The organism is Corynebacterium glucuronolyticum DSM 44120 (assembly GCF_030440595.1).
Classification (GTDB): Bacteria; Actinomycetota; Actinomycetes; order Mycobacteriales; family Mycobacteriaceae; genus Corynebacterium; species Corynebacterium glucuronolyticum.
Window position 1 is genome coordinate 2,119,008 of record NZ_CP047452.1, and the last position, 17,979, is coordinate 2,136,986.

Here is a 17,979-nt window from a genome sequence, read left to right on the forward strand (position 1 = left end):
CGCCAATACCCCGCCTCGCGCACACACCCTTTACAATTGGCAGTCAGATATGTCCTCGGAGAAAGGCCCGCACGTGAACAACCGCCGCATCGCCCGCGCTGTCGCCCTGACCGCTGTCACCGCATGCACGCTCACCGCCACCGTTGCCCCAGCAGCGTCGGCGAGTGCCACCCAGATCGGGATCCCCGGACTCCCTCCCATCGAGCTACCCAATCTCCCGGCACCGCAGGTCAACACGAACTTTGACCCCAACATCGCTGCACAGGTCGCCGTTGCCATTGCCTCCATCTCATCCGGGCTCATGGCACTGATCGCATTTGCTGACCAGTGGGAGGGCCGCCCCGAGCCCACAAGCGAGTACCTGTCCTCCCTCATGTCCTCGGATATCTCCTTCCAATCCAAGAACGAGCAGCAGCTCTTCCTGCTCATCAACAAAGAGCGGGAGGCCAGGGGATTAAAACCGCTGACATGGGACAACAAACAACTCCACGCCGCCCGGGATTCGGCCGTCTACCAGGCCAAGCAGAAGCGCCTGATCCGCGCCAGCGACCTTGCCTCGACGGAAATCGAAATCTCCAGCACCTCTGACTCGCTGTGGGCTCCCACGTCCTACCGCGAGTGGAGCGATAACACGCCGAGCAAGAAGATGATCTTCGAACCCACACTGCAGTCCGGAGCCATCGCCTTCTATAAGCACAACGACGAGGGAAAGTGGTACGTTGTTTTCCGCGCATCCACCGAACCTGCGGAGAAGCCGGCCATCATCACTGTCGATCCATTGACCGAGGAAGAAATCTCCGCTGCAGCGAGCTCCTAGCTCCACTAGGCTAGCGGAGTGTACACCCGATCCCTACCGAGGAACATGATGAAACGACACCCCCTAGCCATCGCCTGCGCCACTGCTCTCGCCGCGACCCTCACCGTCGCACCGGCAGCGAGCGCTGCCACCATTACTATCCCCCAACCATTGGTCGACCTCGCCCTCCGCATTCCCGGGTCCTCAGATCTCCTGTTCCAGATCACCAACGGTTCCGTTCAGCTCCTCAACGCCCCCGGCGCGCCCGCCCCGGCGCTGACCAACCAGCAGCTTTCTGATGCTCAGCGCTCGATCTTTGACAAGCTAAACGCGGAGCGCACCAGCCACGGCCTCGCCCCCGTCGCATGGAACGAGGGGCTTGCCAACGATGCTCGCGCACACTCCCAGTGGATGGCCTCCCACAACGCGTTCCGGCACGCCGTGATGCGACCGGGCGAATCAGAGAACATCTTCTGGACATCCGCCAACAACCCCGGCGGTGCCGCCGAGAGTTGGAAGAACTCCCCCGGTCACTATGCCAACATGATGCACCCAAGCGCACGGGAGGTCGGAATCGGATTTGCCCCCGACGGAAACGGCGGGTGGTACGCTACAGAGAAGTTCTGGAACTAAAAAGAAACGTTAAAGAAAGGTATCCCCATGGGCATTTTCAACAAGGACGATCTCATCGAAAAGGCCTCCGACGCTGGCCTGGACAAGCTGGAGCAAATCGCCACCGAGAAGCTCGGTGCGGACAAGGCCGATCAGATCCGCCAGGCCCGCGATGCCGCTGACGAGCGCATCGGCAACCGTGGTGCAGACCGTGAGCAACAGCAGCCCGCCCCCGAGGCACCTGCAGAGGGCGAGCAGCAGTAATCTATTTCACCGGATCGGGTAGGCCGATTCCAGGTGTGGTGGTCTCCGTTGTGGGGGCCACCTTTTCTGTTGATAGGGGCTCTGTCGGAGGGTAGTCGCTCGTGCCCGTGCTGCAGCCTGCGACGGTGAGGCCCGTGGCGATGGCCACGGCCACTACTGCTCTACTTCTCATCTTCGTCCGTGGACAGAGCTGCAACGAAGGCCTCCTGTGGCACAGATACGGAGCCGATAGACTTCATCCTCTTCTTACCGGCCTTCTGCTTTTCCAGGAGCTTCCTCTTGCGGGAGACGTCGCCGCCGTAGCACTTACTGAGCACGTCCTTCCGCAGCGCGCGGATGTTCTCACGGGCAATGATCTTGGAGCCGATTGCCGCCTGCACGGGCACCTCAAACTGCTGGCGGGGAATGAGCTTGCGCAGCTTCACCGTCATCTTGTTGCCGTACCACTGCGCGTTATCCCGGTGGACGATCGCGCTGAACGCGTCGACGGGCTTACCCTGCAGCAGGATGTCCACCTTCACGAGGTCGGCCTGCTGTTCCCCTGCCTCCTCGTAGTTCAGCGAGGCATAGCCACGCGTACGCGATTTCAGGGAATCGAAGAAGTCAAAGATGATCTCGCCGAGTGGCATGGTGTAGTCCAGCTCAACGCGGTCTTCGGACAGGTAATTCATGGACTTCATCTGACCGCGCTTGGATTGACATAGCTCCATGACGGGTCCCACAAATTCACTGGGAACGATGATGGTGGAATCCACGATCGGCTCCCACACCTCACGGTTCTTGCCCTCGGGCCAGTCTGACGGGTTGTGGACGATCTTTTCACTGCCGTCCTCCGTCACCACGCGGTAGTTCACACTCGGGGCGGTCGAGATGAGTTCGAGTCCAGCCTCTCGCTCCAGGCGGGTACGGGTGATCTCCATGTGTAGGAGCCCCAGGAATCCGCAGCGGAAGCCGAACCCCAGAGCCACGGAGGTCTCCGGCTCGTAGGTCAGGGCTGCGTCGTTGAGCTGCAGCTTCTCCAGCGCGTCACGAAGGTCGGGGTATTCCGCCTGGGAAATCGGGAAAAGCCCCGAGTACACCATCGGCTTGGGGTCTTCGTAGCCCTTGAGTGGTTCCTCTGCACCACCGACTGCCCACGTGACGGTATCGCCCACTTTGGACTGGCGAACATCCTTCACGCCGGTGATGAGATAGCCCACCTCGCCGGGGCCAAGCCCCTTGCAGGGCTTCGGTGTCGGCGAGACAATGCCGATTTCCAACAATTCGTGGGTTGCACCGGTGGACATCATCTTCAGTTTCTGGCGCGGTTCCAACTTGCCATCCATCACACGGACATAGGTGACCACACCACGGTAGGTGTCATAGACAGAGTCAAAAATAAGCGCTCGTGCAGGGGCATCGGCTCCGTGCTCGCTCGTCGGGGCAGGCACAAGGTCACACACGCGGTCAAGGAGTTCCTCAACACCCTCACCTGTCTTGCCCGATACCCGCAGCACGTCCTCTGGGTCACCGCCGATGATCTGGGCGATTTCCTCCGCGTACTTGTCCGGGTCGGCGGCGGGGAGGTCAATCTTGTTCAAGACCGGGATGATCTCAAGATCATTTTCCATGGCCATGTAGAGATTGGCGAGCGTCTGCGCCTCGATGCCCTGGGCAGCGTCGACAAGCAAAATTGCCCCCTCGCACGCCTCGAGCGCGCGGGACACCTCGTAGGAGAAGTCGACGTGGCCGGGCGTATCGATGAGGTGCATGACGATGTTCTCGCCCTTGTGCTCACCGCTGCGGGGCACCCACGGCAGGCGAACGTTCTGCGCCTTAATGGTGATCCCGCGCTCGCGCTCGATGTCCATGTTGTCCAGGTACTGGTCGCGCATATCGCGCTGCTCCACCACTCCGGTGAGCTGCAAAATGCGATCCGCAAGGGTGGATTTCCCGTGGTCGATATGCGCAATGATGCAGAAGTTTCTGATGTTTTTCGGGTTCGAAAAAGTTTCCTCTGCGAAATTCTGCGCCACGAAAATCCCCTTACTATTACTGGATACTCTTCAAGCAGGTAATTTTACCTTCTCTTTCACAGCCTAGCCAACTACAGTATTTACTGTGCAGTGGCTCAAACGGCTCTTCTCTCATTTCCGGCCGCAGGATGACTCCGACCTTAGTCGCACTATGTCACGGCTCAATTCGCGGCTCGGGCTTGACGAAGACATCCCCCGCCCCGTTGCACCTCAGTACTTCGAGCAGCTCGTCGTCCCGACGAGAGATCTCGCCCGGGGAGTCGTCTACGCACCCGACATGGACGGCCAAGCCGAGCCCGGAGAGATCGTCTGGATCCAGGTACGGACCAATCGCGATGTGCAGGAGCGCACCGTCATCGTCGTCGGCCACGAAGGCAACGATCTCCTCGGCTTAGTCATCAGCTGTGACCCGGGGCACCAGAATGACCCCCGCTGGCTGGAGATCGGCTCGGGCCCGTGGGATGAATCGGGGAAGCCGGCATGGGTACGTCTCGACCGCATGGTGCGCGTTCCGGAAAGCACGATCACCCGCAAGGGAGCGTTCATTAACCGCGCCCGCTTCGAACGGGTTTCCCATCGCCTGCGCTCGAAGTACGGCTGGTCCTAACACCGTCCGTCGAGGTCCATTGAGCTTGCTCGACGGACGGAAGTAGAGTATTCTTCTTCCTCGGCTCCAATCATCGCAGGCAGGACCTTGGGTCTGCGTAGGAGAACACGATAGAAAGAGGAAAACTTCCATGGCTAACATTAAGCAGCAGAAGAAGCGCGTTAAGACCAACGAGAAGCGTCGCGTGCGCAACATGGCCGTCCGTTCCGCCGTCAAGACCGAGATTCGCAAGTTCCGCGAGCTCGTCGCCGCTGGCGAGAAGGACAAGGCTGAGGAGCAGCTCCGTGTCGCTTCCCGCAAGCTGGACAAGGCTGTGACCAAGGGTGTGTACCACCGCAACAGCGCAGCTAACAAGAAGTCCCGCATGGCGAAGGCTTTTAACAAGATGGCGTAATAGTCCATCAGTACGGACGCCCTTCACGGTGAATGACTGTGAAGGGCGTTTTCGTATGTCGGGATCTCTACCCCTACTGCAGCGCCAGCTCAGACAAACGCCGGACCGCGAATTCCACGGAGTATTCGGGGTTTCCCCACCCTTTTGTCGCCTCTTCAAGCTCCGCCAGGATGACGACAGCGCGGGAAATGGAATCCTCCGACCACCGGCGCGCAACCTTTGCCAGCTTATCCGCCTTCCACGGTGGCATCCCCGGCACCTGAGCTCCTGCTCCGCGCATGGAGTAGAGACACGCGATAGCCGTGATATTGGAGGCAATGGCGCTGGTCAGGCGCACGGGTGGCTCCCCGAGCTGCAGTGCCCGCCGGGTGGATGCAACTGCCTTAGCAGTCTGCCCGCTGACGATGAGGTCCGCGATTTCGAACCCCGATACTTCGGCGACTCCCTGATACATGGTGCGGACGCTGTCCACCGTCACCGTGCCGTTGTTATCGGACACGAGCTGCGCGATGGCCGCTGCGAGTTCCCTCAGATCGCTGCCCACTCCCTCGAGGACCGCCTGCGCGACATCAGGGGTCACGCGCGCATTGTGGCTGCGGAATTCATCCATCACCCACCGCATCCGGTCGCGCGGCTTAACGGGCTTGACCTCATTGACCGTCGCCGTCTTTTTCAACTGGGTCAACAGCTTCTTCTGCTTGCCCCCGCCGGAGTGCATGAGAATGACAGTGATTTCGTCCACGGGGTCCGCAGCGACGCTGATGAACGCCTCCATGACCTCTTTTCGGGCGAGTTCACCGTGGGTGAAGACGATGACACGGGCCTCCCGCATGAGAGTGGGGGTGACGAGGCCGTAGACCATTGAGCCGGTGAGCTCCGCGCAGTGGTGTGACTCCACGGTCGGATTTCCCTCGGTCCTCTGGATGATAATGTCTCGGACGCGTTCTACGAGGAAGTCATCCTCCCCCACGATTACATGCATAGCCACGCCACTATCCTAGCTAGAACGCTCCGCTTTCGGCGTGCTGGGTTCCATCGGCGTAGATGGTGACCCGGCCGTCCCGTTCCGGATAGATCACCGGCTGTCCCCAGCGCGTGACAGTCGCTCGCTCATGTGGCCGGCCGGGACTCGAGTCAACGATGACCTGTGCGTCGATGTAATCCTTCCCATCGTAGTCGTTCACGCCCACGACCGCATCGAACGTCGCCTGTGGTGGCCCGGCGCGCCACGGAAGATGTCCGCCCCCGATCACGACGAGAGCCACCACTGTGGCGACGAGCCGCGGGTGCCCATCCAGGATGAGGTACACGATCCACCCTGCGACGACGACCGCCCAGGCGGCAGAGATCCCCACCGTCGCGTGGGGGAGATTGTTCGCCCATGTGGCCACCGCGTGAATCCACCAAGCACCGGGCTCCGCTAGCCGGATAAAGACTCCTTCGCCCCCGCCGGGGAGAAGCATCGCCACGGCGCCACACAGCCCCAGCACCGTCACCGGCGCGACCGCTATGCCCGCAAGCAGGTTCGCTACAACACTGACGAGGGAGACCCTGCCGGACATGAGTGCGATGATCGGCATGGTGACTACGTCTGCCGCGATCGCTACCGCCAGGGCACGGGCAAGCAGGTCCGGAAGGAATCCCAGGGCCTGCGCAACGAGAGGACTGACGACAACGATGCCCGCTGTCGCCGCGACGGATAGGGCGAAGCCGTAATTCACCGCGAGGTTGGAGTCCCACACGACAAGCCCGATGACGGCGAGACACAGGGCGTGGACGGGTTCGGAGCGTCGGGAAGCAACGACAGCGGTGAGCCCCACCACACCCGTGACCGCTGCGCGAAGAACCGACGGCTCCGGTCCTACCAAGAACACGTAAACAAGTAGCACAGCTGCAGCGCCCGCCGTCCGTATGTAGGGGCCTGCCCACCCCAATGTAAGCACGGCGACAGTGGTGACAATTGCGATGTTCGAACCGCTCACCGCACTGAGATGGCTCAACCCCGTGGAAATATATACGGACTGTTCATCTGGTGTTTGCAGGCTCGTGTCCCCGAGCACCATGCCGGGGATTAGACCACGCGTGTCGCTCCCCGCGATGCGCGCTACCGCCGCAGCGAAATCGGCGCGCATACCCTGCGCCCACCCGCCACCGCGCAACACCTCAATGTTCCTCCCGATCCCCAGCACCCCCTCCACGCTCGGCCGATCACTGGGCATGGTGTGGATATTCGCCGTAATCACCGAACCGACCTCGACCTTTTCTTTCACGAGAACGGGGAGTCCTCCCGTATCCAGGAGGTACCCGCCGGAGCTGGTCTGGCGCACCCCGTGCACGCGAAGGGTGACCCGGCCAGCAAGATCTGCAAGGCAACGGCTGCGCACGATCCTGAGCCAACAGGTGACAAGCCCCGCGCAGCTGACCCCGGCGACGAACAGCGCCTGCCCCCACTGCCGTAGCAAGACGCACACCAGCACTGCCACGCCGATGACCACTATACCCAGGGCGGAACCCCGGCTGAGAATGGTCGCGAGGACGACAGCCCACACAGTGAGCGCAGCCGGAACGAGCCGCAGTTCCGTCACAGCGTGACCTTATCCTTCAGCTTGTCAAAGGTCGCCGGCCCAATACCCTTTACGTCCTGCAGCTGCTCCAGCGAGGAAAATCCACCGTTTTGCTCCCGGTAGGCGATGATCGCCGCAGCCGTCTTCTCCCCCACTCCATCGAGCTCCTGCAGCTGCGCCGCAGTGGCGGAGTTCAGGGAGACACCACCTGCACCTCCACCGGGTTCCGCCGCACCGACCGCGCCGACCGCACCCTGTACGGGGACAGTGATCTGCGTGCCGTCGACAAGCTTCTGCGCCTGGTTAACGGCCACCAGGTTCGCCTCGGGCTGTGGTCCCGCCTGCGCGAGCGCGTCCGCGACGCGAGCCCCCTCGGGGAGCGTGATGAGGCCGGGACGGTCGACGGCGCCGACGACGCTGACCACAACCTCCGATGGCGGTGCCGATGTTTCCACCGCCGGGATCGGCGTGAACTCGTCGGCCTCCTCTGCCCCGCCATGGAGGAAAAAGAAACAGAGCCCGACGACGATGACTGCGACGGCGGCCACTGCTTGTTTCGGGTCGATGCTGACGCGCGGAAACGCGACGTTGAGATGTGTTTCGGTACCGGTGGGCTGGCTGAGCTCACCGATGCGATCTGCGATTTTTCTGCGATTAGTGCTCATGCGCCCGAGGCTAAGAGGCAAACCTCACGGACGCGAGCGCGTGAACACTGTCCTGTGGATAACGTCCCTATTTTGGTAGTTCTGGCAGGTCACATGTATTCACAAGGGTCGCTCCGACGGCGCCGGGACCAACGTGGATAGCGATTGCCGGGGAGATATCCACAACGAGGACATTCGACCCTTCCGCTAACACTGAGCGCAGGTGCTGCTCGAGTCGACGGGCCGTTTCGCGTGCCTCATACTGTTGAATGGCCACAAACACGCGCTCCCCACGCGCGTGTCCCTCCACCAGCTCCACCATTTTGGCCAGCGCCTTCGATGGGGTACGTCCCTTCGCAGCAACGTCGAGACCGTTTTCGCCCACGTGCAGGATCGGTCTCGCTGCCAACGTCGCCGCAACATATGCCCCCGTGGTCAAGCGCCCCGACTTCCGCAGCGCATCGAGCTTATGTACGTAGAACCACGTATCACTGCGCCGCAAAATATCCACTGCAACGGCGTAGCATTCCTCCACATCGGCCCCCATCTGGGCACTCTTAGCCGCGGCCATCGCCGCCGCGCCAAGGTCCATCCCCACCGTGTCAGTATCGATCACACGGACATTATCAAAAACGGCTGCCGCCGCCACTGCATTAGACCATGTACTCGACAACTCTTTACCAATGTGTAGCGCCACGAGCCCATCGTCGCCGCCGCGCTCGAGCTGGCGGGCGTACGTAGCGGCCAGCTCCAGCGCGCTGAGTCCCGCTGTCGTATCCCCCATCGCATGTAGCTCTACCACCTCGATGTGTAGCTCTTCAGCTACCCACGCTGGCAGGTTTGAGGAAGAATCTGTGACAACACGAACAGTCATGGGTGCATATTCCATTCAACAAGTGACCACCAGCCGGTGGAATCCAGTGTCGCCCACGCGGTATTGGTCATGACGTTAAGGAGGGATTCGTCGATCCCCAGGCAGCTGGTGACAAGGATCCGGCTCGAATTACCGTGAGTGACCGCCAGAATTGTGCCTTTTTTGCCGGACATCTCCTGCGCAAAGTCGGACATCCGCTCCGCCACCTGCAGTCGCGATTCGCCACCGTCGGGGGCCCAACTCGGATCAGTTGACTCTGCGAGACGCTCCCCCTCCGGCAGGTCACCGTAGGTTTTACCCTGCCATGCGCCGAGGTTGGTCTCACGCAACCGAACGTCCGCATGTACAGGTAGCCCCACATGCTTGCCGACGATCTGCGCCGTACTCCACGCGCGCCCCAGGTCAGAAGCGTAAATTTCTGTGATACCTCGATTGGCTAGCACCGCTGCCGACGCATATGCCCCGGTGAGCCCTTTCTGCGTCAACGGCGAATCGAGGTGACCCTGGACGCGCCTTTCGAGATTCCACTCTGTTTCTCCGTGCCGGAGAAGAATGAGTCTCACAGTTCGTCGCGATCCGGCTCCGGGGCTGCGAGCGGGATCTCATCGATGGAATCCACGCTGCGGACATCGACCTCGTCTTCCCATTTCACGGGGCGTTCGTAGGGCTCAATACCCTCGATGGGGACAATCGGGCAATCGGCGTACAGCTTGTCCAGGCCGTAGAACTCCCGCTCCTCATCACGCATGACGTGCACGACGATATCCGTGTAGTCCAGCAAGGACCAGCGAGATTCGCGCACACCTTCGCGCTTGGCCGGCTTGTATCCGGCTTCCTTCATCTGGAACTCGATCTCATCGACGATTGCCTGCACCTGGCGTTCCGTTTCCGCCGAGGCAATGACAAAGAGGTCGGTGATGGTCAGAGGCTGGGTAACGTCGAGGACAGCAATGTTGGTTGCGAGCTTTTCGTCGGCAGCACGAGCCGCGACGGTCGCCATTCTTACTGAGCTTTCATTCATGGGGCATATGGTACTAGCACCAAGCTACGTGCTGGGAGAAAGGATCTCCCGTGGCCCCTCCCGCCGGTAGAGTTTGCGCTTTTCAATGTATTGAACCACGCCGTCGGGCACGAGGTACCACACGGGCTGGCCACTGCGTGCTCGTGCGCGACAATCGGTGGACGAAATCGCCATCGCAGGGATGTTGATGAACTGCACTTTCCCCTCCGGCAGAGCGGATTCGTCGACCTCGTAGCCTGGTCTATTTACACCCACGAAGTGCGCGAGTTCGAACATCTCCTCGTAGTCTTTCCAGCTTGTGATGTTCTGCAACGAGTCCGCCCCCGTGATGAAGAACAGCTCGGCATCCGGGAACTGCTCCCTCAGCTCCCGCAGCGTGTCAATGGTGTACGTCGCCCCCTCCCGGTCAATATCCACCCTCGACACGGTAAACCGTGGGTTGGACGCGGTAGCGATGACCGTCATGAGATACCGGTCCTCTTTGTCGCTTACTTTCCGGTCGGCCTTCTGCCATGGCTCCCCGGTGGGGACGTAAAGCACGATGTCCAGACCAAAACGGTAAGCCACCTCGCTGCCCGCAACGAGGTGGCCGTTGTGGATGGGATCGAACGTTCCACCCATGATTCCAATGCGGTTCGCCATACCCCCTAGGCTACCGTCGCGCGTCTACCCAGGAGGCAAAGATCCGGGCAGCTGCGTCGCGATCCGCAGCACGTGAGGAGTTCCAGCGGAAGTAGGAGCCGTGTGCGGAGTTGTCCACCCACTGGCCGTTGAGGTACTTGCGTACGTTCAGGTCGCAGAAGGGGTCATCAGCCACGCAGTACTCGATGCGCGGAGCACCCGACAGCGCGCCAGCACGCATGGGAGTCCCGCCCAGCACGCCGATGCCGCTGAGCCCCGTTCCAATGCGCCCCGGAGTGCCTTGCGTGTTGTACGGGCTGCCGAGGTTGATCACTCCGGCAAGCTTGCCCTGGCGGTCAAGCGTCCGCTCGACACCACCCATGACCACGGAGCCCTGGGAGTAACCAGCCAACACGTACTGCGGGTGGCAGCCACTGCTGGCCTCATAGTCGTTGATGGTGGACAGGACACCGTGGGTGCCGTTGATAAACGAGTCACGGAAGAGCGCAGCCTGCGGAAGGAGCATCTCGCGGAACAGGTTCACTGCGGAATCGAAATCCGTCGGTGGGGTGATATCCCGCTCCGGTGCAGCAGCCGGGTACTTGAACTCGTCGAGCCCGAGAACCTTGACCGAATTCATGACCGATCCGCCGGTATCCCAGTTGTAGCGGGACTCAAAATAGTGGAACATGGCCGCCAGAGTGGGACCCTCACGACCATTGGACCAGAACGGGCCACCGTAGTTCTGTGGTGCCCACGCACCACCACCGTTTTCACCACTGCCACGGGCAGCCACGACGGCTACAGCCGGGCACGGCTCTTGCGCTTGTGCCGCGACGGGCACAACCAAGGTGGATGCTACAGCCACAGCGGTTGCAGCGATTGCTCGAAGAAGCTTCTTCATGTAGAGAGCCATCTCCTGTTCACGTTTCTCGGAGGGATCTTTCGTTGTTGTATTCTGCCACATCCACTATCGCCTCTCATCTGCGGACTGTTTCTCCCGGTCACTCACCCCCTACCCCCGCGGGGGTGAGTGATGTGGGTGCCACTTTGTACGATAAATTCGAACACAATGTCGATCCCAGCCTAAGGGTAGAAAATGCAGTTAAAAGCCACAGACAACGCTTATTACACCGTCGAAAAGCCGACAAACCTCGTCGGCAGACGCTACATATTCGAAAATAAGAGCGATAGACAATTTTGGTCACAATTCACCACAGACATCGTCAATATCACAGCGACGGCGGAGGAGCTCGCCAGCCAGTGCGGCTCAACCGCGACGAGTATCGCCGGCAAGCTCTGTGCCTACGCCACCCTCAATCACCTGCCACGGCTCCGCGCGTGGGTAGAGGAGAAAAACCTCTTCGATGCCCGGCGTCTGCGCGCGATCTCGGATCCGTTGTGCGAGGTGAAAGCACTCATCGGCGACGACCTCTCGGCGTTTGATGCGGCCATCGTCGAAGCCATGCAGCCGATTCGGAAAGACCAATGTCTCCCATCGCCGGGGGAGATCAAGAAGAAGGTGAAGCGAATCCTTATCAAACTGTACGGGGTGAAGTTTAAGAAGAGGGAGCGGAAACACAAGGACTCGCTCACTTTCTGGCACAGCCCTGATGTTGATGAGACTGTTGTGGTCGCGTCTTTCGACGAGACAGCCGGCACCGAAATCGAGGTGCGAATCATGGAGTGCGCACGGCAATGGGGACTCTCCCCTATAGAGGCGCTGAAGAAAATCATCATGAGCAAAGTGCAGATGAAGGTCACGCTCAACACCTATGGTGCGGATGGGAAGGCGGAGTACGCCGACTACGTCGGGGATCTCACGCCAAACCTCTCCGACTACTTCACAGGAAAAGTGACTACCACGCATGACATGGATGAGGCCAAGACAAAGGTATCCACCGGATACAAACCCTCCACCCTGATCAAGGACTTTGTGCGTGGCCGCGACGGAACCTGCTGTTTCCCCGGTTGCGACGTGCCCGCCCGGGACTGCGAGATCGACCACGTGCAGGATTACAAGGGTGACGGACCAACCAGCCCCGATAACCTGCACCTCATGTGCCACCGGCACCATACGTTGAAAACCCTCGGCATCGTCCAGGTCATTATGGATGGTCTGGGGATCAATACATGGTTCTTTGCCAACGGGGAAAAGACAACGACAATTCCCACCGGGCCCCTCGCGGGGCTGGCCTGCAAGGCGGGGCTGCGCAACAGCTTCACCGCCCGGCGAGAATGGTTGTTCGGGCCCGCTGCCTAACTCCGCGTCTGGCCATCGCCGCGCAGTGTCCAGGTCGTGGTGGTTAGTTCCGGGAGGGCCATCGGGCCACGGGCATGGAGCTTCTGGGTGGAAATCCCGATCTCTGCCCCCATCCCGAATTGCTCTCCATCCGTGAAAGCGGTGGAGGCGTTGACCATCACCACCGCAGAGTCGAGCCCCTCAACGAAGGTGTCGATGACATCTGCGTCCTGGGCAACAATCGCATCGGTGTGCCCGGAGCTGTAGCGCTGGATGTGATCGATGGCTTCATCTACGCCGGACACAATTTTGGCGGCGATGTCCATGGAGAGGTACTCGTCTGCCCAATCGGCATCCGTCGCAGGAACGCACTCAACGGGCAGGTCGTCCCCATGGATGGTGACACCTGCGTCCACGAGGGCCTGGAGGAGCTCCGTAGCCTGCGGGTAGGAAGCGTCGATAAGCACGGTCTCTGTGGCATTGCACACCGACACCCGGCGAGTTTTCCCGTTGAGGACGATGTCGCGAGCCTTGGCGGGATCGGCCGTGCCGTCAACGTAGACATGGCAGTTGCCTGTGCCGGTTTCGATCGTGGGCACGGTTGCCTGCGTGACAACGGCGTTGATGAGGCCTGCCCCGCCACGCGGGATGACCAGATCGACGAGCCCGCGAGCGGTGACGAGTTCGGTCACCGAGCTATGGTCATCGCTCGGGAGCAGGCAAACGGCATCGGCAGGAAGGCCGAAATCCTCAAGCACCTTCCTCAGGATGCCCACAAGCGTTTCGTTGGTGTTGCGAGCGGTCTTGGAGCCACGGAGGAGGACGACGTTGCCGGACTTAAAGGTGAGCCCAAAAGCATCAACGGTGACATTAGGCCGTGCCTCGTAGACGATGCCGATCACACCGATGGGGACGCGCCGCTTAGTCATGCGGATGCCGTTGTACATCGTGCGCCCTTCGAGGACTTCTCCTACCGGATCCGGAAGTGCTGCCACCTGTTCCAGACCGGAGGCGATCCCCTCGATGCGCTCGGGGGTGAGCAGGAGTCGGTCATCGTCGACGACGAGGTCCACCTTGTTGGCGGCAAGGATCGCGTCCGTGTGCTCACGGATGGCTCCGGCGGCAGCCCGCAATACCTCGTCCTTTGTGGTCCGGGGCAGCGTGCGGATGGTGCGGGAAGCACGGGCGGCGCGCGTGGCGAGTTCTGTTACGTTCATGGTGTGTGTCATTCCTGGTGAGAAAAGTAATCGGCGTGGACAACGGGGCGTTTATCAGGCAGGTCTGAGGTGTGTTTGCCGCGCATCCGCTGGAGCGCCCCGGAGGAGTAATTCACCTCGCCACGGCCAAGGATTTCACCGGCGGGGCCGTGTACCTCCACAATGTCGCCGGCATGGAAATCCCCGTCGATGGCTGTGATACCGACGGCAAGGAGTGACGTGCCGGGCTGTGCAAGCGCTTCCATCGCGCCCTCGTCCACGACCAGGTTGCCGGAAACCTCGGCGGCGTACAGGGCCCAGGTTTTCCAGGCGTTCAGTCCCTTGCGTGGGGCAAAGGCGGTGCCCACGGAGGCATCGTCGAGTGCGTCGGCGATGCGGGTGGCGGAGGTGAGGAGGACAGGAATGCCTGCCCGGGTGGCGAGTTGGGCGGCGTTGAGCTTTGTCGCCATGCCGCCGGTTCCCACGGCACCGCCACCACCGGCGACCACGCCGGCGAGATCTTCTGGTCCCGAAACTTCAGGAATGAACCGCGCACCGGGGGTGGATGGGTTGGCGGTGTAGAGGCCGTCGACATCGGAAAGGAGAACGAGTGCGTCTGCGGAGACGAGGTTCGCCACGATTGCGGCGAGGCGATCATTATCACCAAACCGGACCTCCGTCGTGGCAACCGTGTCGTTTTCGTTCACCACGGGGATGCTACCGAGCTGGTGTAGACGGGCGATGGTGTTCTGGATGTTGCGGGCGCGATCGCGCTGACCAGCATCAGATGCGGTGAGGAGGACCTGACCGACGGTGATGCCGTGGCGGGCGAAGCTCTGCCCCCAGGCGTAGGCAAGCTCAACCTGCCCAACGGAGGCCGCAGCCTGCTTGGTCGCGAGGTCCGTAGGACGCGACGACAGTCGCAGTGGGGCCATACCGACGGCGATGGCACCGGAGGTGACGAGGATAATGTCGCTGACCTGGGCGCGGCCGGTGATCGCATCGACGATCCGGTCGATTGCTTTGGTGTCCACGCGGTGTTCGGGCGTGGAAATGGAGCTGGAACCGACTTTGACGACGATTTTTCGCGCGGTGGCGAGCTGCTCGCGGAGGTCCATTATCCCTCCCAGCGCTCGGTGTCGGCTTCCTGGCCGTAGTCCTCGGCCTCAATGAGGCCACGGCGCACCTGCGAGGCACGCTTGCGCTCGGCGGCAGAGGCACGACCGGTCTGCTCCAGACGGATGTCGGTTCCGCGCCCGGTGAGCAGCGGGTCTACGCCGGCGGCGGTGAGCGGATCCCATTCAAAGGTAATCTCTCCGATGGTGACCGCATCCCCGGCGCGGGCACCCGCCTTGAACAGCATGTCCTCTACCCCCGCCTTGGCAAAGCGGTCCCCGAGGTAGCCGACGGCTTCATCGTTTTCGAAGTCGGTCTGGAGCACCCACCGCTCGACCTTGTCGCCGGTGACGATCCAGCCCTCGCCGTCGTCACTTCTCCGCACGTCAAGTTGCTGACGCTTCGGCTTGACCAGCACGGTATCTACTCGCTTGCGCCTTGGTTCTGCTTTTCGACGCTCGGCTACGGCCTCCATGAGCGCGTACCGCAGTGGGTCTAGCCCCTTTCGTGCGACGGTGGAAATGATGAAGATCGGCCACCCGAACTTCTCTTTCAGGTCCTCGCTGACGAATTCCGCAAGCTCTAAGGCCTCCGGCACATCGGTTTTGTTCAAGACGATGAAACGGGGACGCTCAAGGAGGTCGGAATCCTCGGGAAGCAGCTCCTTGTAGGCGGCAAGCTCCTTCTCCAAGGCCTCAATATCGCTGACTGGATCACGGCCGGGCTCCAGGGTGGCTGTATCAACAACGTGGACGAGGACGGCGCAGCGCTCAATGTGGCGCAGGAAGTCATGGCCGAGGCCCTTGCCTTCGGAGGCACCGGGGATGAGGCCGGGTACATCGGCGATAGTGAACGCGTCGTGGCCCACGTTGACGACACCCAGGTTGGGCTGCAGCGTGGTGAAGGGGTAATCGGCAATCTTCGGCTTGGCCGCCGACAGGACAGAGACCAGCGAGGACTTGCCGGCGGACGGGAAGCCGAGGAGACCTACGTCGGCAAGCGATTTCAGCTCAACCACAACGTCGAGGGACTCCCCCGGCTCGCCGTTGAGAGCAAAGCCCGGGGCTTTGCGGGCGCGGGAAGCCAGCGCGGCGTTGCCGAGGCCACCGTGACCACCGTTAGCGGCAATGATGGACATGCCGGGATCGGTGAGATCAGCCAGGACCTCGCCGTCGGTGGTAGAAACGACGGTACCTGCGGGAACCTCGAGGATCAGATCCTCACCACGGGCACCATTGCGGTGATCACCGGCACCATTGGCACCACGGGAGGCCGTGAGGTGCGGACGGAAGTGCAGGTCAAGGAGAGTGTGTACCTGGGTGGAGGCACGCAGGATGATGTCCCCGCCGTGGCCGCCGTTGCCTCCATCGGGACCGCCCAGCGGCTTGAACTTCTCGCGGTGCACGGACGAACACCCGTTGCCGCCGTCCCCGGCAGACAGGTGCAAAACGACACGATCTATAAATCGATTAGCCACGAACACTCCTTTAATCGCATGAGGACGATAGTTTACCAGCAAGCACACAAAATTAGCATTAGAGTTGTCGTATGAAGTTTTACACTGACGGCAAACAAAACCTACTCCGCCACAATGGCGAGTACTACGAGCGCTACATTCCCGCCAGCGTTGACGAGCGGCGCGACGGCTACTGGCGGCCGGCCCCCTCCGGAGATTTCCTCATCACATGGGGTACCAGCTACGGGGAGATCGGCTCCGGGGAGGCAGACCGCATCGCCGCAGGGCTCGATCAGTAACCCCTCGCAACGTCGACCTCGGTCGGCATCTTCTCGCCCTTTTCAAACGCATCAGCACTCGCAGCGGCAGCAAGACCAGTGCGGTGACGGATCACCGGGTTGGTATTGGCCACGTGCGGCGTGACGATGCAATTCTCTAACTTCCACAGCGGGTGGTCCGCCGGAAGCGGTTCGGGGTCCAACACATCAAGTCCGGCAGCGGCGATCTCGCCAGAGGTCAAAGCCTCAGTGAGCGCATCCGTATCCACGAGCGGGCCACGCCCCACGTTGATGACGATGGCGCTATCCTTCATCTTCTTCAGGGACTCCTCGTTCACCGTGTGGTACGTGTCCTTCGTCAGCGGGGTGACGGTGATCAGAATGTCGGCACTGTCCCATTCGAACTCGTCCATCGACAGCGATTCATCTGCGCCCTCAATCTCCCTGCCCGAGTGGGTAACGGCAATCACCTTCGCCCCGAAGGCCTTCACCAGGGGAACAATCGCCGAGCCGATCCCGCCGGCACCGATGACGGCAACGGTGCTTTCGAAGAGCCACCGCTTACTCTCGTGCATGGTCTCCGCAGCATCCCAGGAACCAGTGGTGATGGCCGTCCTCAGCATCTGAGTGACGCCGAGCAGCAGCCCCAGAGTGGACTCGGCCACCGTGTCCGCGTACAGCCCCTGCGCGTTCGACCAACGCAGCTTCCCCGGCTTGAGGTAGCCGGCCTTCACCAGGCCATCGACACCGGCGAAGTGGGTGTGGACGAACCCTACCGATTCCGGCAGCGTCTCCGGGAAGTCCGCGGCCGTGCCATTAAACACAATGAACTCGCAGCCGTCCGGCACCGCCCCCTCGAACGGAAGGTACTCGTGGCCCCGTTCGGTCAGCTGATCAATAGTTTCTTTCCATACATCGGGCAACATTGTGAACTTCATGGCTACCAGCGTACCGATAAAAAAATCCCCCGTTTACACGGGGGATAAAAGCTTTAACGCTTATGCGGACTGTGCCTCAGCCGGAACGATGCTCACGAGCGTGCGCTTGTTGCGGGTGGAAAACTCCACTGCGCCAGCTGCGAGAGCGAACAGAGTGTCGTCGCCGCCGCGTCCAACGTTCTCACCGGGGTGGAATTTGGTGCCACGCTGGCGAACGAGGATCTCTCCTGCCTTCACCTGCTGGCCACCGTAGCGCTTCACACCAAGGCGTTTTGCCTGTGAGTCGCGACCGTTGCTGGAGCTAGATGCGCCCTTCTTATGTGCCATGTGGGATTCGCCTC

22 protein-coding genes are annotated in these 17,979 nt (G+C 61.3%); 7 read left to right on the plus strand and 15 right to left on the minus strand.

What is annotated here, in order from left to right; all coding sequences use genetic code 11:
* Nucleotides 1-73: 73 nt before the first annotated feature.
* Genes CGLUCO_RS09415 through CGLUCO_RS09425 form a run of 3 tightly spaced genes read left to right on the plus strand, consistent with a single transcriptional unit; the run spans nt 74 to nt 1,672 of the window.
* Nucleotides 74-817, plus strand: a complete 744-nt coding sequence (locus CGLUCO_RS09415) for a CAP domain-containing protein (protein ID WP_301386948.1) — start codon at nt 74-76, stop codon at nt 815-817.
* A 45-nt stretch (nt 818-862) separates the two neighbouring features.
* Nucleotides 863-1,429, plus strand: coding sequence for a CAP domain-containing protein (locus tag CGLUCO_RS09420; RefSeq protein WP_005389232.1), 567 nt, complete (start codon nt 863-865; stop codon nt 1,427-1,429).
* Between the two features lie 27 nt (nt 1,430-1,456).
* Entirely contained in the window at nt 1,457-1,672 is a 216-nt protein-coding gene (locus CGLUCO_RS09425; RefSeq protein ID WP_005389231.1) for an Rv0909 family putative TA system antitoxin, read from the plus strand.
* A 1-nt stretch (nt 1,673) separates the two neighbouring features.
* Here CGLUCO_RS09425 and CGLUCO_RS09430 read toward each other — a convergent pair whose 3' ends face one another.
* Together CGLUCO_RS09430 and lepA are read right to left on the minus strand one after the other, a co-directional pair.
* Entirely contained in the window at nt 1,674-1,844 is a 171-nt protein-coding gene (locus CGLUCO_RS09430) for a hypothetical protein (protein WP_159447602.1), read from the minus strand.
* Nucleotides 1,834-3,687 (minus strand): translation elongation factor 4, encoded by a 1,854-nt coding sequence (gene lepA, locus CGLUCO_RS09435; RefSeq protein ID WP_005395329.1) that lies wholly within the window; start codon nt 3,685-3,687, stop codon nt 1,834-1,836. Before lepA ends, CGLUCO_RS09430 begins: the two co-directional genes overlap by 11 nt.
* 85 nt (nt 3,688-3,772) lie before the next feature.
* On the opposite strand from lepA, the gene CGLUCO_RS09440 reads away from it, so the two are divergent.
* Both CGLUCO_RS09440 and rpsT read left to right on the plus strand, forming a co-directional pair.
* The gene (locus CGLUCO_RS09440) at nt 3,773-4,294 is read left to right on the plus strand and encodes a type II toxin-antitoxin system PemK/MazF family toxin (protein ID WP_232621997.1); all 522 of its coding nucleotides are present in this window, start codon (nt 3,773-3,775) and stop codon (nt 4,292-4,294) included.
* 130 nt (nt 4,295-4,424) lie between these two features.
* Nucleotides 4,425-4,688: a 30S ribosomal protein S20 gene (gene rpsT, locus CGLUCO_RS09445; RefSeq protein ID WP_005389224.1), complete on the plus strand. Its 264-nt coding sequence runs from the start codon at nt 4,425-4,427 to the stop codon at nt 4,686-4,688.
* A 73-nt stretch (nt 4,689-4,761) separates the two neighbouring features.
* Here the strand turns inward: rpsT and holA are convergent, their stop codons facing one another.
* The 8 genes from holA to CGLUCO_RS09485 all read right to left on the minus strand — a co-directional run bounded on the left by holA (nt 4,762) and on the right by CGLUCO_RS09485 (nt 11,379).
* Entirely contained in the window at nt 4,762-5,670 is a 909-nt protein-coding gene (gene holA, locus CGLUCO_RS09450) for a DNA polymerase III subunit delta (RefSeq protein WP_070740081.1), read from the minus strand.
* A 19-nt stretch (nt 5,671-5,689) separates the two neighbouring features.
* Entirely contained in the window at nt 5,690-7,273 is a 1,584-nt protein-coding gene (locus tag CGLUCO_RS09455) for a ComEC/Rec2 family competence protein (protein WP_084036740.1), read from the minus strand.
* Nucleotides 7,270-7,917 (minus strand): ComEA family DNA-binding protein, encoded by a 648-nt coding sequence (locus CGLUCO_RS09460; RefSeq protein ID WP_070740091.1) that lies wholly within the window; start codon nt 7,915-7,917, stop codon nt 7,270-7,272. Before CGLUCO_RS09460 ends, CGLUCO_RS09455 begins: the two co-directional genes overlap by 4 nt.
* Nucleotides 7,918-7,984: 67 nt before the next feature.
* Nucleotides 7,985-8,770, minus strand: a complete 786-nt coding sequence (locus tag CGLUCO_RS09465; protein WP_005389218.1) for a DegV family protein — start codon at nt 8,768-8,770, stop codon at nt 7,985-7,987.
* Nucleotides 8,767-9,333 (minus strand): histidine phosphatase family protein, encoded by a 567-nt coding sequence (locus CGLUCO_RS09470; protein WP_005389217.1) that lies wholly within the window; start codon nt 9,331-9,333, stop codon nt 8,767-8,769. The genes CGLUCO_RS09465 and CGLUCO_RS09470 overlap by 4 nt, the downstream gene beginning before the upstream one ends.
* The gene (gene rsfS / locus CGLUCO_RS09475; protein WP_231286025.1) at nt 9,330-9,791 is read right to left on the minus strand and encodes a ribosome silencing factor; all 462 of its coding nucleotides are present in this window, start codon (nt 9,789-9,791) and stop codon (nt 9,330-9,332) included. The genes CGLUCO_RS09470 and rsfS overlap by 4 nt, the downstream gene beginning before the upstream one ends.
* A gap of 24 nt (nt 9,792-9,815) precedes the next feature.
* A complete protein-coding gene (gene nadD, locus CGLUCO_RS09480; RefSeq protein WP_005389215.1) occupies nt 9,816-10,433 on the minus strand; it encodes a nicotinate-nucleotide adenylyltransferase in 618 nt (205 codons plus the stop codon).
* 10 nt (nt 10,434-10,443) lie between these two features.
* A complete protein-coding gene (locus tag CGLUCO_RS09485) occupies nt 10,444-11,379 on the minus strand; it encodes a cutinase family protein (RefSeq protein WP_005395320.1) in 936 nt (311 codons plus the stop codon).
* A 132-nt stretch (nt 11,380-11,511) separates the two neighbouring features.
* Between CGLUCO_RS09485 and CGLUCO_RS09490 the strand changes: the two genes are divergently transcribed.
* Nucleotides 11,512-12,675, plus strand: coding sequence for an HNH endonuclease signature motif containing protein (locus CGLUCO_RS09490; protein WP_084036738.1), 1,164 nt, complete (start codon nt 11,512-11,514; stop codon nt 12,673-12,675).
* Here CGLUCO_RS09490 and CGLUCO_RS09495 read toward each other — a convergent pair.
* The 3 genes from CGLUCO_RS09495 to obgE are packed head-to-tail and all read right to left on the minus strand — an operon-like array spanning nt 12,672 to nt 16,443.
* The gene (locus CGLUCO_RS09495; protein WP_005389212.1) at nt 12,672-13,883 is read right to left on the minus strand and encodes a glutamate-5-semialdehyde dehydrogenase; all 1,212 of its coding nucleotides are present in this window, start codon (nt 13,881-13,883) and stop codon (nt 12,672-12,674) included. The genes CGLUCO_RS09490 and CGLUCO_RS09495 overlap by 4 nt on opposite strands.
* The gene (gene proB / locus CGLUCO_RS09500; protein ID WP_005389211.1) at nt 13,880-14,968 is read right to left on the minus strand and encodes a glutamate 5-kinase; all 1,089 of its coding nucleotides are present in this window, start codon (nt 14,966-14,968) and stop codon (nt 13,880-13,882) included. Before proB ends, CGLUCO_RS09495 begins: the two co-directional genes overlap by 4 nt.
* The gene (obgE, locus tag CGLUCO_RS09505) at nt 14,968-16,443 is read right to left on the minus strand and encodes a GTPase ObgE (RefSeq protein ID WP_034989491.1); all 1,476 of its coding nucleotides are present in this window, start codon (nt 16,441-16,443) and stop codon (nt 14,968-14,970) included. Before obgE ends, proB begins: the two co-directional genes overlap by 1 nt.
* Before the next feature lie 71 nt (nt 16,444-16,514).
* Here obgE and CGLUCO_RS09510 point away from each other — a divergent pair, with 71 nt between their 5' ends.
* Entirely contained in the window at nt 16,515-16,721 is a 207-nt protein-coding gene (locus CGLUCO_RS09510) for a hypothetical protein (protein WP_005389209.1), read from the plus strand.
* On the opposite strand, the gene CGLUCO_RS09515 is transcribed toward CGLUCO_RS09510, so the two are convergent.
* On the minus strand, nt 16,715-17,638 hold the full coding sequence (locus tag CGLUCO_RS09515) for a D-isomer specific 2-hydroxyacid dehydrogenase family protein (RefSeq protein ID WP_084036736.1): 924 nt from the start codon (nt 17,636-17,638) through the stop codon (nt 16,715-16,717). The two genes, CGLUCO_RS09510 and CGLUCO_RS09515, sit on opposite strands and share 7 nt — an antisense overlap.
* 60 nt (nt 17,639-17,698) lie before the next feature.
* A complete protein-coding gene (gene rpmA, locus CGLUCO_RS09520; RefSeq protein WP_005395302.1) occupies nt 17,699-17,965 on the minus strand; it encodes a 50S ribosomal protein L27 in 267 nt (88 codons plus the stop codon).
* Nucleotides 17,966-17,979 lie beyond the last annotated feature (14 nt).